This window comes from Candidatus Woesearchaeota archaeon, assembly GCA_016192995.1.
GTDB lineage: Archaea > Nanobdellota > Nanobdellia > Woesearchaeales > DSVV01 > JACPTB01.
The window spans coordinates 157,366-173,499 of record JACPTB010000002.1 but is presented as its reverse complement, the minus strand read 5'-3'; the positions used below and the strand labels follow the sequence as shown (position 1 = coordinate 173,499).

The window sequence follows — 16,134 nt, the reverse complement described above, 5'->3', positions numbered from 1 at the left end:
GCAATTTTCTCTCTGGAACTCCGAAAATTGCTCGATAAGTCTTTCGAAAATGCTCACGAAATGGGCAGTAACCATAATTTTGCGAAGTTCTCTGTAGCTCTTTTTACTATCTGTTTGGGTTTTTATTATGATTAACAAGGCTACTATCGATGCAGCGTGGAAATATGCTTTAGGCAAAAATATTGTTGCTTTAGGAACTCTTTTTATGGATCTTAAATTAGGTGAAGCACAGCAAAAACATATTCTTCAACAACATGCAAAGATGTCATCAGATGCTGCCAAAGTATTTTTGGAACAGCACAAAGTAAATAATGATCTAATCACTAAAGTTCTCAATTGTATTGAAGCGCATCACGCTGAAATTCCTTTTACCTGTAAGGAAGCAGAGATATGTGCTAATGCTGATTGCTACCGTTTTTTACATCCCAAAGGTATTTATGCTTATCTTCATATGTTTGGTATGCGAGGGATGGATTTTTCTAAGGCATTAAAGCAGGTTCAAAACAAAGCAGATGAGAAGTGGCGTATTCTTACGTTACCTGTATGTAAACAAGAATTAGAACCATATTATAAAACATTGAAACAATGGCTTAAATTATCTGCGAGTGTGTAAACATGACTCAATGTAAGCCAGCTGTTAAGGCCTTGATTGTTCATGATGGCAAATTCTTAGTACTTCATCAAGATCATACTTTTAGAACGAGCTGGGGATTACCTGGGGGCAAAGTTGAATATCAGGAAACTCCTCATGATGCTCTTCATCGTGAAGTTAAAGAAGAAACCAACTTAGATGTTGAAATTATTAAACCAGTTGGAATGTATTATTTTACCATGTCTAAGCCACCACATCATTTTATAGTGGCAACTGTTTTTTTATGCACACCAAAACATCATGCTATTGATAATCATTGCAATAATGTTACTGGTGAAAAAATTCTAGAATCTCGGTGGGTGACAAGAGAAGAATTTCTGAAACTTTCTAATCCTGACCATGAAAGCCTCGTTGAATTAATTTCTAAGATAACTATTAGTTAACTATATAAAATAACCAGCATTTCTTTATAGTGGGGATGGTATGGCAGAGACCGATGATCTTGTTAAAAGGATTCTTGCTGTTGAAAAGGATTTTCGTTTACCAAGAAATGGACCTTTAAGTTGGGATCATCTTACCTCAGTTGATGTTTCTCCTAAATCAAAACGCCAGCGTTTGGTTACTTATCCAACTCTTGGACTTAATTTTTGGCTTTTGCCAGGTCTTGATATTCAAATTATAGGCTTAGATAAATTAATTGATGATCAACAATATATTTTTGCGATGAATCATACTGATAGTTTCAATTATTTACCATTTACCTATAAATTATTGCGTTCAGGAAAAAATGCTACGGTTTGGATTAAAGGAAAGAATTATCGTCATTGGATTGGAAGAAAATTTTTTGATGCAATGGGTATGATTCCTGTGCTACCAACAAATTATCTATTGCATCAAATGTATGCACGCTGTTTTTCTAGTTCTACCAATGATCACAAAGTGTTAACAGATACAGAATATCGCCTCCTTAAAGATGTTTTTGAATGTAAAACTACTAGTGATGATGCATTAAGGAAAAGTTCTCGACCAGAACTAGCATACATGTTGGTTCGCATGGATGAGATTAGATTTTATCATGATCAGCTTATGCAGCAAGTTGGTAGGTTAACCTTCCAAGCTCTCCAAGAATATGGCTTGTCTTTGCTTATTTTTCCAGAAGGTACACGAAATATTCGCTTAGATGAAGCACGTATTGGTCTTGCTCAAGTAGCTTTACGTACGGAAGTACCAGTTGTACCTGTATCTTGTAGTGGTGGGCCTGAAATTTATCCTGGAAAAAATCCTTTTGCTAAAAAAGGAAGAATTACTTATGTTATTGGTGATCCTTTAACTGTTGACGGAGCATTGCAACCTTATGCTGTTTCTGATTCATTACCACTATTATCTCGTGTTTCAACAGAAGCTCATCGCACCCAATTTGAAGGCGCAACAAAACTTATTATGCAAAGGATTCATGATGGATTGGATGATCGGCATAGAAATGTTGAACTATATCATTAACTAAATATTAATAAAGCACTCTTAATTAACCTTTTCTATGGCAGATACCTGGATTAGAAAATATCAGCCGAAAACAACAGGAGAAGTTATTGCACGGCAAAGTTCATTGCAGAAATTAAAAGATTTTGTTGTTAATTATAATACTCAGAAAAAGAAAGCTGTCATTATCTACGGCGGCAGTGGTTCAGGAAAAACCTGTTCTGTGTATGCATTAGCTCATGATCTTAATTATGAAATCTTAGAGATTAATGCTTCTGATTTTAGAAATAAAGAAGCTATTGAACATCTTATTGGCGGAGCAACCAAACAACGATCTCTTTTTTCAGTCAGTAAAGTTATTCTTGTTGATGAAATAGATGGATTATCAGGTACTAAAGATAGAGGTGGAATAGCAGCGTTGATTAGCGTGATTAAAGAAAGTAAATTTCCTGTTATCTGCACAGCTACTGATCCTTATGACCAGAAACTTAACCAACTGCGAAAAGAATGCGAACTTATCGAATATCAAACCTTAGCATATACTTCTATTTTTAATTGTTTGAAAGCAATCTGCGAAAAAGAAAAGGTGCAGTTTGATGAAATGCTCCTTAAATCGCTTGCCAGAAAAGCAGATGGTGATTTGCGTGCAGGCATTAATGATCTTCAAATGCTTACTCATGCTACAAAAATGCTGCGGAAAGAAGATCTTGATTTAATTTCAGATCGGAATAAAACAGAGACTATGTTTAATGCTCTTATGAAAGTGTTTAAAACAACTGATTTAGAGACCAGTAAAACTGCCTTTGAGAATGTTGCTGAAGATGTAGATGAGATATTCCTTTGGCTGGATGAAAATCTGCCAAAAGAATATGTTCACCCGGAAGACTTAGCACGCGCCTATCATTATCTCAGCAGGGCTGATGTTTACCGCGGTAGAATAAGGCGATGGCAGTATTGGCGATTTACCGTTTATATTTTGGTATTATTATCTTCAGGAATAGCTTTAAGCAAATCAGAAAAATATAAAGGATTTGTTCAGTATGGTCCTACAAAAAGGATATTAAAACTATGGCAGGTAAATATGAAATATGCAAAACGAAAAGCAATAGCAGCTAAAATTGCTGCAAAAACACATTCCAGCTCACGAAGAGTAATTCAGGACACTTTGCTGTATGTGCAGGTTATGATGAAGAAAAGCAAATCTTACTGCGATGCATTTACTAAAGAGTTTGATCTCGATCAAGAAGAAGTTGGATGGATAATGAGTTAAAATTAAAAAATATAACCAGAAAATCTAATGTCCGTTATAAACGGTACTTACTGCAGCTTTTATTCTTGGTAAATCCCTTGCATCTAAATAACCATCTCTTCGTGTAAGGGTAACGGATGCAATTCCTGGTGTTTTATCATATAAAAATTCTCTCATTCTTGCATCATAGTTAGTAAGTTCTCCATTTGGGTGATTTGTAAGAATAACAATTTTTGGCATTTTTAAACCAGATGTTGCAGCTTCTAAAACTAAATCGTCTAACATAGTTTCTGCTCCAGATGTTTGTGGATCAAGTAAGACTAAATCAATTTTTCCAGCTTTTAAGAGATCAACTGGTCCTGATTTTTGAGAAGTACGATATTTTGATCCAGTGTCAATTACTTCATAACCCTCTGGTAATGCTCCTCCAAGTCCAGCTTGTAAATCTCTTACTTTTTCAGAAGCTCTTCTACTATCAGGTTCATAAATAACTACATTTACTCTGTCCCTATTATCCATATCTATCACTTCCAATTATCTTATTTTTAATTACTGTGGATACAGAATGTCAATTATCTTTATAAAGTTTTATTCTATTTTCTGTTTCTTCAACTTGATTATGGGTATTTATCAAAAGAATTTATTATTCTAAACTAAGGAGAACTTTGCAAAATACTCGCAAAGCTCGGGTTACTGCCAGTTCGCATTGAGATATATGTTTGACAAAGCAATTTTCTTTCTGGAACCTCGAAAATTGCCCGATAAGTATTTCGAAAATGCTCACAAAATAGGCAGTAACCATAATTTTGCAAAGTTCTCTATGGCTTCCATCTCAACATTGTTCTTGGAAAGGGAATGGCATCTTTAATATTGTCGAGTTTGCAGATCCAGGCAACTACTCTTTCAACGCCTAATCCATAACCTCCATGCGGAACACTCCCGTATTTTCGCAAATCTAAATACCATGCATAGTTTTCTGGATTTTCGCCATCTCTTGCAAGATATTTTTCAATTTCTTTACTATCTGTTTCACGCTGACTTCCACCAACTATCTCTCCATATTTCTCTGGTGCTAACATATCAAAACACAGCGCTGTTTTCGGATCTTTTGGATCAGCAGGCTTGTAGAATGCCATGATTTCTTTAGGGTAATTTGTTACAACTACAGGAACATCGAATAAGGTCATCAGTTCTTCTTCTTCAATAGTACGTAAATCTTTGCCCCATTCTACATCCATCTTGCATTTTTCTTTTAATAGTTTCAAAGCTTCAGTATAAGTTATGGTGGGGAATGGTTTTTCTAAGCATACTTTTAATTTTGAAATGTCCCTTTCGAGAATTTTTAATTCTCGAAGGTTAGTTTCAAGAACTTTTTTTATAATAAATTTTAATTCTTCTTTTGCAGTTTCTGAAATATCCTGGAGATTAAACCATGCTGCTTCCATTTCTGCCATCCAAAATTCAGACAAATGCCTAGAAGTTTTTGAACGTTCTGCTCTGAATGTAGGGCTGACGTTGTATATTTTATCCAACGCAAAAATGCCAGCTTCAGCATATAATTGCCATGATTGGCTTAAATATGTTTTATCATTATAATATTTAACTTCAAATAATGTAGAACCGCCTTCACATTGATTTGGCTGAAGAATAGGCGCATTGAATTCATGGAACCCTTTACTTCGAAAAAATTCATGGATTGCACCAATAATTGTAGAACGTATTTTCATCACTGCTGTTAGATGCTGTGATCTTAACCAAAGATGCCGGTTATCTAATAAGAATTCTGGGTTTTGATCTTTATTCATAGGGAATTCACTGGAATTGCCAATGACCTCAAAGTCTTCAACAGCTATTTCATAACCTGTAGGAGCGCGCGGGTCTTCCTTGATACTGCCTTTAATAATTATAGAAGTTTCTAACTGTATCTTATCAGCTATTGCATATTTATCTTCACCAATGGTATCGCGTTTAATAACACATTGAATGGTATTGGTGGAATCTCTTAAAATGATGAATTTAACTTTGCTTGAACCACGTTCACGGTATACCCATCCACGAACAGCTACTTTTCCAGAACCCTTGTTCATTGCTTCTTGCACCGATAAAAAATCAGTCATAACACCTAGATTAAAGTGAAGATTTAAAAGCTTTATTATCTTTATATCAGCTATGAAACTTATTTTGTATAACACCTTTTATTGCTCTGGTCTTGGCAAATATCGCGGGCAGAGTTCTCTGGGGTTTTATCGAGTTTTTCTTTCCAGTAAAAAAACATTGGAAAAAATCAGCACATTTCTTGCATCGTATAAACCAGATATTATTGGTTTAACTGAAGTTGATCATGGATCAGTCAAAACTCGTTTTGTTGATCAGATTAATTATATCGCTTCCAAAACAGGATGTTATAATGTAGCTTCTCGCTGCAAGTATAGAAAAGGATCAGTATGGAGCAAATTACCTATTTTTGCTCAGTCTGGCAATGCTCTTTTGTCAAAACAGCCATTTTGTTCATTGCATTACTATGAATTATCGGTGGGAAGAAAACGATTAGTTATTCATGTTACTTTTGATAACTTTCATGTCTTTCTTGTTCATTTATCTTTGATCAGAAAAAATAGAAAAATACAGATTAAAGAATTATCTGAACTTATCAAAAAAGTGCAGGGAAATGTTATTGTTATGGGAGATTTTAATGCTAAACATCAAGGAGATTTATTGCTGTTAGCATCAGAAAATCATCTTATATTTGTTGATCAATTAAATAATAACACCTTTCCTGCTTTTAAACCAAGGAAATGCCTCGATTATATTCTTGTTTCTCAGGGCATTACAGTAAAGAAGTTTGAAGTATTGCCGGTTAAATATTCGGATCATCTGCCGTTGCTGTTGGAGTTTGATGTAAACAATAGCTCATGATTTTATCCTTCTTTTATATGTAACTTATATGTAACTTCAAATCAATTGAAAGTTTACGTACGTATTAAGTCTTTTTCAGGTTTAGCACCAGTTCAGCTTCAAAAGTAATTTAACATTGGATTTTTCTCTCTGGCACTTCGAAAAATCCCCAAAAACAAATTTAAGAAGAGCTTCACAAAAGTAGGCGCTAAACCACAGACTTAATACGTACAGTTGATGAAAAGTTTTAAATAGTGTTTATATTAACCCTATCACATGAACATTCGAATTGCTCTTATGCTCACACTTCTTTTGTCTATGGTAATCCTTACTGCTTGTGGGGTTTTTTATCCGACAGATGATGAGAAAGAAAGAGGGGGATACAATAAAGAAGGTGAAAAAACCTGTAGATGTTTTACACTGGTACCAACTGGTAGGTCATGCAAGTGTCTGAACGAAGTAACCTCAGGAGAAGCAGACAAAAAGGAAGACAATAAATAATCTTTTTCTCAATTATCTATTAATTACGGTTCTTCAGGTACAATAATCCATGCTATAATATAAGCAATAATCCCAAATCCCATGGAAATAAAGGTGAAGATTATCCAGACTAACCTTACTACAACAGGGTCTATTTCAAAATAATCTCCTATTCCAGCACAAACACCACCAAGAACTTTATCTCTTTTACTGCGATATAATCGTTTGATATTATGTGGTACTTTTTTAGCCATAAAAATCATCTATTTCTTCTTAACCATATCTATTTTGATATGCAACTCCTTCATTTGTTTATCACTTACTTCAGAAGGACTGTTATCCATAGGGCATTGCGCTGCTTTGTTTTTTGGGAATGCTATTACTTCTCGAATATCATGATAACCTGCCATTAAAGCAACAATTCTGTCAAAGCCTAAACCAACACCGCCATGAGGAGGCGCGCCGTATTTGAATGCTTCCAATAGAAATCCAAATTTCATGTTAGCTTCTTCATCAGACATGCCAATTACTTTCATAACTTTCTTTTGGATTTCTGGATCATTAATACGAATACTTCCTGAACCTAATTCCCAGCCATTTAATACTAAATCATATTGTGTGCAATATACTTTGCCAGGATCTGATTCAAGATATTGCAAATCTTCTTTTTTTGGCATACAAAACATGTGATGCTCTGGCTCCCAATGCTGTTCTTCTTCATTCCATGCAAACAATGGAAAGTCAATAATAAAACAGAAGCTCCAATCATTATCTTTTATTAATTTAAGATCTTGCGCTAATTTATTTCTGATTTTATTCATAATTTCATGAGCGTTTTTGTACGTGTCAGCTGCAAAAAATAAAAGGTCTCCTTTTTTTACTTTTGTTTTTTTGATAATCTCTTTCTGAACTTGCTCAGAAAAGAACTTGACAATATTGCTTTCCAAACCTTTGTCAGTCATTTTCATCCAAGCTAATCCTTTTGCACCAACTGACTGCGCATAAGCAATATAACTGTCAATTTCATTTCTTGAGAACTTTTCTCCGCATCCAGGAGCATTGATTGCTTTGACAATGCCGCCTTTTTCTACAATACTTTTGAAGACGCCAAACTCTGATTTTTTCATCTCTTCAGTCAAGGTTGTTAATTCTAAGTCAAATCTTAAATCAGGTTTATCACACCCATATTTTTCCATGGAGTCTTTATGGCTTATTCTTGGAAACGGTTTTTTAAGATCAACATTTAGTACTTTTTTGAACAGGTGGCACATTAATTCTTCAATCATGTTTAATACATCATCTCTCTCAACAAAACTCATTTCAATATCAATCTGCGTGTGCTCAGGCTGTCGATCTGCGCGCAAATCTTCATCACGCAAACATCTTGGAAATTGAAAATACTTGTCAACGCCACTTACCATGAGAATTTGTTTATATAATTGCGGAGATTGCGGTAATGCGTAGAATTTTCCAGGGTTAACTCGTGAAGGAACAATGTAATCCCGCGCGCCTTCAGGTGTTGATTTCATTAAAACAGGTGTTTCAACTTCGGTAAAACCATGCTGATCAAGATATTCTCTTGCTGCAAAGCTAGCTTTGTGCCGTAATCTCAGATTTTTCTGCATTTCAGGTCTTCGTAGATCAAGATAACGATATTTTAAGCGCATATCTTCATGAGCAGGTTTTTTGTCGTCAATTTCTATGGGTGGCGTAGCAGATTTGTTTAAAATAGTAATTTCGTCAACTATAATTTCTATCTGACCAGTTTCAAGATTTGGATTTTCTAAATCTTTGCCTCGATGTCGAACACTGCCTTTTACCTGAATAACGTCTTCTCTGCTTAATCGTTCTGCAATGCTATGAGCTTTTTTATTATGACGAGGGTCAAAAACTACTTGCGTTAAACCGTATTTGTCTCTCAAATCTATGAAGATAACTCCTCCATGGTCCCTTCGGACACTATTCCATCCAGCTAAGGTTACTTTTAATCCTTTATTTGCTAATCTTAATTCTCCACAGGTATGAGTTCGCAGCATAGGTAAGGAGTTACTATAAGGTTTTTATAAATGTTGCTGATTTTTCTTTGATCTTATATTGTAATCCCAGAACACACCAGCTAACAATATATCCTATTAATGCTCCTGCTATTACATCGCTTAAGTAATGCGCTTGCAAATAAATTCTGCTTAGTCCAACAAGTATGGCTAATCCTGTATAAACATACTTGATATATTTGATTGAAGATAATTTTTTCCAAACAAAGACTAATGTTGCAACAGCAAAAGCAGTGTGTTGTGATGGAAAAGAATAATCAAAAAATCCAGCTTCAAATATTGTTTCTAATGGTCGTTCACGCATGACTGTTATTTTAATGATGCCTGTTATTGCCAATGTTAATCCCATTATCAGCAAAAATTCTCTCGTATTATGCTGCTTTTGTTTAAGATATAATAGTAGCATTATGAGAACTCCTAATAACATCACTAATAACCATGTGTTGCTGGCTCCTGATAAAAAATAATCACCATATGGCGTCTGCATTGTTTTTGCATATGCGATTACTGTTTTATCAATGAAAAAACTCATGCTGAATAAAATAATGCCAAAAATGATTATGTATAATGTATTTTTTTCTCTTTGATAGAATGCTTTTTTATGATCAGTGGTTTTCATAATTGAATTACTATTTTAAGTTTTTATAAATTTTTATGCTTACTAGGCAATAAAACAATTAGTCTAACAATAAACTAAAGTTACTAATGTCTATAACTTGCCTTATTCTATTCTTTATTTATTCGTAAGAAGCCATTTCCATAATGGAATATAATAAATTGTTTTTCCTTTAAGTTTTTCTTTTCCTTCATAGTCATAGGTTATAATTAACAATTGATTGGCTCGTAATTCTTTACTTGCTTTGATTAACGCAGATAGTTCTCTTTTTTTTACTGAGATATCAGTAAGATCATGACATACCTGTACTAACTGCTCAATCTTGCTGCTATTTTTAACGACAAAATCAACTTCTTCCTGCTGCTGATTTTTCCAGTATGACAACGTTGTTAAAGCTTTCTTTCTTCTTTCTAACTCTAAATAAACTGCATTTTCCATTTTACTTCCTTTATTATCACTGCTTTCTATAAGTTTTGCATAGCCAGTATCATTAAGGTAAACTTTGTTAATGCTGAATTCTTTTTTTCTATAAGAATAGGAGAATTTCTCTAAGAAAAAAACAAATACTGAATCTTCCAGCATTGAAAGATAATTATACAAAGTATTCTTGCTGACCTGAACTCCTTGAGTTTTTAGTGTTAAAAAAACTTTATTAACACTAAACTCCTTTGAAAAGGAACTGCCTAACGATTTTATCAGCCATTTTACCAGTTGAATATTTTTTATGCCATATCTCTCAACAAGATCTTTATATACAATTGATTGAAAATATTCGTTAAGGATTTTAATTTTTGTGTCTTCATTTTTTTCCAAGCATACTTCAGGAAAACCTCCAAAAGACAAATATTTGTTAAGATCATGCAGTAATAATGATTTTTCTTTTGAACTCATTCTTCCGGCGTCTATTTTATTATTTTGCGATGATAAAAATTCTTTAAACGAAAAAGGCAAGAGTGTATATGCAAGCGTTCTTCCTCTCAAAGATGTTGCAATCTCTTTACTTAATAATTTTGAACTTGATCCTGTTAAATAAATATAAAATCCTTCATCATGCAAAGCGCGAACAGCAGTTTCCCATTTGAGAATATTTTGAGGTTCATCTATAAAAATGAACATCTGTTTTGCATTTGCTCCATCAGGATATAACTGCCAGTGCAAATTAACGATACTCTTTATTTCAGTAAAATTGACGCCTATTAATCGAGGATCTTCAAAATTAAGGTGAATTATTTGAGATTTAGGCACTCCTTGCTGTATCAATTCCTGCATGATTTGAAACAGATAGTATGTTTTACCTGCTCTTCTAGGACCTATAATAGATTGTATCTTTTTACTTGCTGCAAGCTTCAAATCCCTTTTTATTACTGAAGGAAATTCTCTTTTTTGAACATCAATAAGGTATTCTTCTATTGCTTTCGTATCCATTCCCTATGTAGAGGGAAAGAAATATATAAATGTTTCCCTTTATACTTCTATTTATTCACCTCATACGACAGATCTTCGATTTTTCTCCTGAAAAACAAGAACGCTGGAATAATTACTATTGTTTTTCCCTCATGTTGTATTTTATCTTGTTTATTTCTTGAAATGATATATCCTTCTTTAGATTTAAATTCTTCCATAAATTTTAACAATCCATGAGTTTCAACTTTACCATACTTTATTTCAATCGGCAAAGGTTTGTTTACATTAATAACAGCATCAACTTCATTCTTATAAGGATCTCTCCAAAAAAACTCTGCATTTAACTGATTTATTATTATTGTTTCAAATACTTTTGATTGAGAATATTCATCTTCTCTAAACAACAAGCTGCTATCAAGAATTGCAGGATAATATTTTTTTAATTTTCTTTCTATTTTTCTTCTGTTTCTTGAGTAATTATAGAGTTTTCTTATGAGAAATGAGTCCTCTAAATATGATAAATAAAGGGAAATGGTCTGTCTAGCAATGCTTAATTCCTTTGCTAAATCATTAAGTTCAATTATTTGACCAGGATTTTCCATAATGATATTAACTATTGATTTCACTAAGGTAATATCTTTAATGCTAAACAATAATGGAATATCATTATATATCGTTTTATCAATAATGTTTTCTCTCAGATATTTGTTAATTACTTCTTTGTCCTGTATGCCAATCATTTCTGGAAATCCCTGTGTTATTATAAATTCATTAAATAACATCTCAAGCTCTTTTTCATGTAGTTTATCATTATCAATTTTAATTTCCTTAAAATATAAAAATTCTTTAAAAGTTAATGACTCGATTTTAAATTCAAATATCCTGCCAGCAAGAGACTCTTTTGATTTTCTCCTAATAAACAGTGATTCTGAACCCGAGACAATAATTTTAATGTTCTTGCTGTGAAGATCGTAGATTCTTTTTATCTGCTCTTCCCAACTCTTTACTTTCTGTATTTCATCAAATAGAAAAATATATTTTTCATTTCCTAACAACTTATTTTTTAAACCTTCATATTCTTTTAAAACAGTTCTTAGTTCGATGTCATGATATTCATCGCATGAAAAATAAACTATGTTATAAGGGTTGATTCCTTCCTTTATTGCATCTTCCACTATTTTAAGCATCAATGTTGTTTTTCCTACTCTTCGTAAACCAGTAAAAGCAATTATCTGCTTTAATGGAACATACTTCTTAATCTTTTCATAGATTTCTCTTTCTTTATACTCTGTTTGTAATGGTTCTTTCCACCATTTGTTTGCTTCAATCAGGATTTCTTTAATTTGTGGCATTTGTAACTAACCTAAATTCTATTTTATGTTAATTGTAACTAACATAGATTTATAAAGTTTTCTCTTTCAAGCAGGAAAAGTAATATTGTTTTCAAACTATATTTTGTAATATATATATATATTACAAAATAACTAAATTGAGAGTATCATCTAAAAGAGGTGTTATTATGAGTAATGGATTATCAAAAGAGGCAATAGTATTTCTTGTTTTAGCTGTTCTTGCTGTTGGGTATGTGGTGATGGATGCTAATGGCATCTCATCTAATGTTGTTACTGGGCAAGCTGTGAAAGGTATGAAACCTGTATTGGGCGATGTTAATTTAGATAATATATGTAGAGCAACGAAAGACTGTGGATATACTGCTAAATCTGATTTGAATCAATTAAAAGATGTTATTGACGATCTTAAAGATGATGTTGATGAGTTTGAAGATGATTTTGAAAGTTTACAAAATGCATTTATGTCTAAAACAGGTACTAAATATATAGGTTTTAATGAAATCAAAGCATTCTATGGGAATGGTGATTTTCAATCTGATGGTTCTACGGGTGGAGTTATTTGTAAAGAGATGGGTTTTACAACATGTATAGCAGGTCATACTTTTGAAACAGATTATCGTTTTCAAAGCACAGATCAGAGTTGTAGTGGTATTCAACTTGATATCCATTCAGAGGGTATTGTTCCCTGTAGTTATGGTGGTGTAAAAGGAAGCTGCGGAAGTGATACTAACTCGTATACAGTTGAACCTCAAAAAGGTGACGTTCGTAGTGATAGAATTATAACAGGAGTGTTTTGTTCAAAATAATCTTTATTTTCTTTTCTATTTATTCACATCATACAATAAATCTTCAACCTTCTTCAAATTCCATTTGATCGAATCAGACTTCTTTCTTAATTCAGAATTGCCCAGATTTAATTGGCTAAAAAAACCATATACTTCATCAATAATATCTCGTATCCGTTGGACTTCTTTTTTGTTTTTAACTGTTGCCTGCAGCACAGCTCTTCGTCCTAATTCGCCGGTAAAATCACATAATCCTAATAAATATTGTTCAAATCCAACTTTCAATTCTTTATAGGTTGGAATATTTTTGCTTTTGACAAATGCCATAAAACATTGCGCTTCAACATATTCTTCCAAGGCTGCGTTAAATGCTCCAATAGCATCAGTATAATCAGAACCTTTTCGTAAACTACCAATATGTTTTTCAGCTTCCTTTAACAACTGCTCAGCTGTTTTCATATCATCTCTCTGGATGCTGTAAATAGCATGTTTTGAAGCTTTGAGAATATCACGTGATTGTCTAATAATAGTTTCTCGTTCATGCTCAAACTTATCAATCTCTTTTTTTAATTGTTCAGTTTTTTTATTGTCAAGGAAGGTTGTCATGGCTTTAGTTATTTATCTTGGTCTTTTAATATGTTTTGTATTGCTTGTTTTAATACAGGGAGATGTATTTCAACAATTTTCCACACCAAATTGAGATCAACAGTGAAATAAGCATGAATCATAATATCTCTTGTTCCAGTGATTTCTTTCCATGGCACTTGAGGATGTTTTTCTCTTATTTCTAAAGGAATATTTTTAATAGCTTCTCCAATTATTTCAATTCCTTTGATTACTGCAAACTGCTTTTCTACATTATTGAGAAATTCATTTGGGGATATATCATTGGTAAAGTCTTCTATATGATTAACTGCTTCAAGAATATGTTTTAAATAAGTAGCATTATTCTTCATAAAATCCTCACTTCTTCTTTTAAAATTTGATCCTTAATCAGATGGTTGATTGATCTGTATGTTAAAATATCTACTTTTCGCTTCAATTTTTCTTCAAGTTCATACTTTAACCGCACTAAATCAATAAGGCTTTTGTTTTCACCTTTAAATTTAATTAAAATATCAACATCACTCTTCTTTTTATCCTCTCCCCTAGCTACAGAACCAAAAATACCTGCCTTAACTACATCATTTTTTTTCAAAATAGGAATTACTTGCTTTTTGATAGTTGCAATTTTTTTATTAACCATATTGTTGTTATTAACCATTTTAACTTTAAATAACTATGTTTTTACGTACCTATGAACGAAAGCTTTAAATATCTCGGTAAGCAGGGAAAGAGTATGGTTTATTATGAAGCTTCAAAGCAGACAGTCTTTGGCGATGTTATTGGGTTTTTAGATAGACTGGGTGTCTATGATATAGTATTGCCTTTTCTCCTTGTTTTCACTATTGTTTTTGCTATTTTTGAAAAAACAAAGGTCTTAGGCACTGAAGAAGTAGCAGGAAAAATGCATCCTAAAAAGAATCTTAATGCTATGGCTGCTTTTGTTATAGCATTCCTTGTTATAGCTTCAGCAAGATTAGTAGCTATTATCAACGAGTCATTAGCAAATATTGTCTTATTATTACTTATCATAGTTATGTTTTTGCTTTTAATTGGGGCATTTCATGGCGAAGGCGAAGATGTTGTTCTTAAAGGTGCATGGCGGACAACGTTTATGGTTGTCCTTCTTATAGGCATACTCCTTATTTTCCTTAATGCTATTCCTATGGACTCAGGAGAATCATTTTTAGGGTGGCTTATTAATTATGTTTATTATAACCTAGACTCAACAGCTGTTGGAGCAATACTCTTTTTTATCCTTATCTTACTGGGTTTTGGGTATATAGTTAAAAGTCCTAAAGAGAAAAAACATGGGGATGATGATAAAAAGCATTAAAAAGAGTAACTATTATAAGCTAAGCTTATAATGATAATATAATAAAAATTCATAAAAAGGAGGCTGACAGTATGGCATACCCTTATAGTTCAACATATGGTGCAGGTAGTTTTTTAACATTTTTAGAATCTTATAATTTAACTGAGGTAATTTTACCTTTTTTTCTTGTGTTTTTAATCGTATTTGCGATTCTCCAAAAAACTAATATTCTTGGTCAGCATCACAAGAATTTCAATGCTATGTTTGCTTTAATTTTATCTCTTATGGTTGTGATGCCTCATGTCTTGGGAAAATATCCTGAGGGCGCAGATCTTGTCGTTATTATGAATTCAGCGCTGCCAAATATCTCTGTCGTAGCAATTGCTATTATGATGGTATTATTATTAACCGGCATAGTAGCGCCAAATTTTGTTCATAATCTTGGCGGAATTATTGCATTTATTTCATTTGCTGCTGTAGTCTACTTTTTCGGTTCAGCAGCAGACTGGTGGCCATCATTTTATACCAATTGGTGGGGTCCTGATACAACTTCATTAGTTATTGTTATCTTAGTATTTGCTATAGTGTTATGGTTTATACTTCGTGAACCAGGGCAGGGAGAAGCATTGTCTAAAGTGGGTAAAGGTCTTGAATCGTTCAATAAACTCTTGGGCGGTGGTCGAGGTGACCATTAAATGGCTGTTCCAGTTATTAATATTGAATTATTGCAGCACTTTACACCCGTTCTTTCTTTTATTTTAGTTTTAGTACTTATCTACGCAGCATTGCAATACACCAAAGCTCTTGGCGCAAATAAAATCATACATGCGATTTTAGCTATTGTTGTTTCCTTTGTTGTTGTTCTCTCTCCAAATATAACTTCCATAGTCATGTTTGCAGCTCCCTGGTTTACTATTTTGTTCATCCTTGTAATCTTTGCTCTCATTGGCGTAAAACTGTTTGGCGTTTCAGATGACAGCATTTCATCCATGATGAAAAATCATGCAGGGCTTCAATGGACATTTATTATTGTTATAGTTATTATCATCCTTGGCGCATTATCTACTTCCTTTGGTCAAAAGCAGCTTGAACTTGGTCAAGCTGGAGAACAACTTGTTCTTACCAAGCAAGATCCTGGAGGAAGCACAGCAACTGGAAATTATCAGACTAATCTTCAAAGAACCATTTATCATCCAAAAGTCCTCGGGCTTTTATTTGTGTTAATCGTTGCAGCGCTCACCGTGCGCTTAATGTCAGGTAAAATGACTCCTGACTGGCCTGATCGCGGTGGCCATTAACTTGCTTGTGAT

The 16,134-nt window shown here is 33.2% G+C and carries 20 protein-coding genes; 10 read left to right on the top strand and 10 right to left on the bottom strand.

The window, feature by feature from the left end; genetic code table 11:
* Nucleotides 1–127: 127 nt before the first annotated feature.
* Genes HYY69_02590 through HYY69_02575 form a run of 4 tightly spaced genes read left to right on the top strand, consistent with a single transcriptional unit; the run spans nucleotide 128 to nucleotide 3,341 of the window.
* Complete coding sequence (locus tag HYY69_02590; GenBank protein MBI3032339.1) at nucleotides 128–613, top strand: hypothetical protein; 486 nt, start codon at nucleotides 128–130, stop codon at nucleotides 611–613.
* 2 nt (nucleotides 614–615) lie between these two features.
* Nucleotides 616–1,035, top strand: coding sequence for an NUDIX hydrolase (locus tag HYY69_02585; protein ID MBI3032338.1), 420 nt, complete (start codon nucleotides 616–618; stop codon nucleotides 1,033–1,035).
* Nucleotides 1,036–1,075: 40 nt separating this feature from the next.
* Nucleotides 1,076–2,092 carry a 1-acyl-sn-glycerol-3-phosphate acyltransferase gene (locus HYY69_02580; protein ID MBI3032337.1) on the top strand — a complete coding sequence of 339 codons (1,017 nt, stop codon included), beginning with the start codon at nucleotides 1,076–1,078 and terminating at the stop codon, nucleotides 2,090–2,092.
* A gap of 37 nt (nucleotides 2,093–2,129) precedes the next feature.
* Nucleotides 2,130–3,341, top strand: coding sequence for a replication factor C large subunit (locus HYY69_02575; GenBank protein ID MBI3032336.1), 1,212 nt, complete (start codon nucleotides 2,130–2,132; stop codon nucleotides 3,339–3,341).
* A gap of 24 nt (nucleotides 3,342–3,365) precedes the next feature.
* Here the strand turns inward: HYY69_02575 and HYY69_02570 are convergent, their stop codons facing one another.
* Both HYY69_02570 and asnS read right to left on the bottom strand, forming a co-directional pair.
* Entirely contained in the window at nucleotides 3,366–3,839 is a 474-nt protein-coding gene (locus tag HYY69_02570) for a hypothetical protein (GenBank protein MBI3032335.1), read from the bottom strand.
* A gap of 299 nt (nucleotides 3,840–4,138) precedes the next feature.
* Nucleotides 4,139–5,437 (bottom strand): asparagine--tRNA ligase, encoded by a 1,299-nt coding sequence (asnS, locus tag HYY69_02565; protein MBI3032334.1) that lies wholly within the window; start codon nucleotides 5,435–5,437, stop codon nucleotides 4,139–4,141.
* 52 nt (nucleotides 5,438–5,489) lie between these two features.
* Here asnS and HYY69_02560 point away from each other — a divergent pair, with 52 nt between their 5' ends.
* A complete protein-coding gene (locus tag HYY69_02560; protein ID MBI3032333.1) occupies nucleotides 5,490–6,236 on the top strand; it encodes an endonuclease/exonuclease/phosphatase family protein in 747 nt (248 codons plus the stop codon).
* A gap of 255 nt (nucleotides 6,237–6,491) precedes the next feature.
* Nucleotides 6,492–6,716, top strand: coding sequence for a hypothetical protein (locus tag HYY69_02555; GenBank protein ID MBI3032332.1), 225 nt, complete (start codon nucleotides 6,492–6,494; stop codon nucleotides 6,714–6,716).
* A gap of 23 nt (nucleotides 6,717–6,739) precedes the next feature.
* On the opposite strand, the gene HYY69_02550 is transcribed toward HYY69_02555, so the two are convergent.
* The 5 genes from HYY69_02550 to HYY69_02530 all read right to left on the bottom strand — a co-directional run bounded on the left by HYY69_02550 (nucleotide 6,740) and on the right by HYY69_02530 (nucleotide 12,121).
* A complete protein-coding gene (locus HYY69_02550; protein MBI3032331.1) occupies nucleotides 6,740–6,949 on the bottom strand; it encodes a PspC domain-containing protein in 210 nt (69 codons plus the stop codon).
* 9 nt (nucleotides 6,950–6,958) lie between these two features.
* Nucleotides 6,959–8,731: an aspartate--tRNA ligase gene (aspS, locus tag HYY69_02545; GenBank protein MBI3032330.1), complete on the bottom strand. Its 1,773-nt coding sequence runs from the start codon at nucleotides 8,729–8,731 to the stop codon at nucleotides 6,959–6,961.
* 13 nt (nucleotides 8,732–8,744) lie between these two features.
* Nucleotides 8,745–9,368: a phosphatase PAP2 family protein gene (locus HYY69_02540; protein ID MBI3032329.1), complete on the bottom strand. Its 624-nt coding sequence runs from the start codon at nucleotides 9,366–9,368 to the stop codon at nucleotides 8,745–8,747.
* Between the two features lie 114 nt (nucleotides 9,369–9,482).
* Nucleotides 9,483–10,790, bottom strand: coding sequence for an ATP-binding protein (locus HYY69_02535; GenBank protein ID MBI3032328.1), 1,308 nt, complete (start codon nucleotides 10,788–10,790; stop codon nucleotides 9,483–9,485).
* A 47-nt stretch (nucleotides 10,791–10,837) separates the two neighbouring features.
* Complete coding sequence (locus HYY69_02530) at nucleotides 10,838–12,121, bottom strand: ATP-binding protein (protein ID MBI3032327.1); 1,284 nt, start codon at nucleotides 12,119–12,121, stop codon at nucleotides 10,838–10,840.
* 167 nt (nucleotides 12,122–12,288) lie between these two features.
* Between HYY69_02530 and HYY69_02525 the strand changes: the two genes are divergently transcribed.
* Nucleotides 12,289–12,927 (top strand): hypothetical protein, encoded by a 639-nt coding sequence (locus HYY69_02525; GenBank protein ID MBI3032326.1) that lies wholly within the window; start codon nucleotides 12,289–12,291, stop codon nucleotides 12,925–12,927.
* Nucleotides 12,928–12,942: 15 nt separating this feature from the next.
* Here HYY69_02525 and HYY69_02520 read toward each other — a convergent pair whose 3' ends face one another.
* Genes HYY69_02520 through HYY69_02510 form a run of 3 tightly spaced genes read right to left on the bottom strand, consistent with a single transcriptional unit; the run spans nucleotide 12,943 to nucleotide 14,152 of the window.
* On the bottom strand, nucleotides 12,943–13,512 hold the full coding sequence (locus tag HYY69_02520; protein ID MBI3032325.1) for a hypothetical protein: 570 nt from the start codon (nucleotides 13,510–13,512) through the stop codon (nucleotides 12,943–12,945).
* Between the two features lie 8 nt (nucleotides 13,513–13,520).
* Nucleotides 13,521–13,862 (bottom strand): DUF86 domain-containing protein, encoded by a 342-nt coding sequence (locus HYY69_02515; protein ID MBI3032324.1) that lies wholly within the window; start codon nucleotides 13,860–13,862, stop codon nucleotides 13,521–13,523.
* Nucleotides 13,859–14,152 (bottom strand): nucleotidyltransferase family protein, encoded by a 294-nt coding sequence (locus HYY69_02510; GenBank protein MBI3032323.1) that lies wholly within the window; start codon nucleotides 14,150–14,152, stop codon nucleotides 13,859–13,861. Before HYY69_02510 ends, HYY69_02515 begins: the two co-directional genes overlap by 4 nt.
* A 93-nt stretch (nucleotides 14,153–14,245) precedes the next feature.
* Between HYY69_02510 and HYY69_02505 the strand changes: the two genes are divergently transcribed.
* From HYY69_02505 to HYY69_02495, 3 genes are all read left to right on the top strand, one after another.
* Nucleotides 14,246–14,845 (top strand): hypothetical protein, encoded by a 600-nt coding sequence (locus HYY69_02505; GenBank protein MBI3032322.1) that lies wholly within the window; start codon nucleotides 14,246–14,248, stop codon nucleotides 14,843–14,845.
* Between the two features lie 71 nt (nucleotides 14,846–14,916).
* Nucleotides 14,917–15,519: a hypothetical protein gene (locus HYY69_02500; GenBank protein MBI3032321.1), complete on the top strand. Its 603-nt coding sequence runs from the start codon at nucleotides 14,917–14,919 to the stop codon at nucleotides 15,517–15,519.
* Nucleotides 15,520–16,122, top strand: a complete 603-nt coding sequence (locus HYY69_02495) for a hypothetical protein (GenBank protein ID MBI3032320.1) — start codon at nucleotides 15,520–15,522, stop codon at nucleotides 16,120–16,122.
* Nucleotides 16,123–16,134 lie beyond the last annotated feature (12 nt).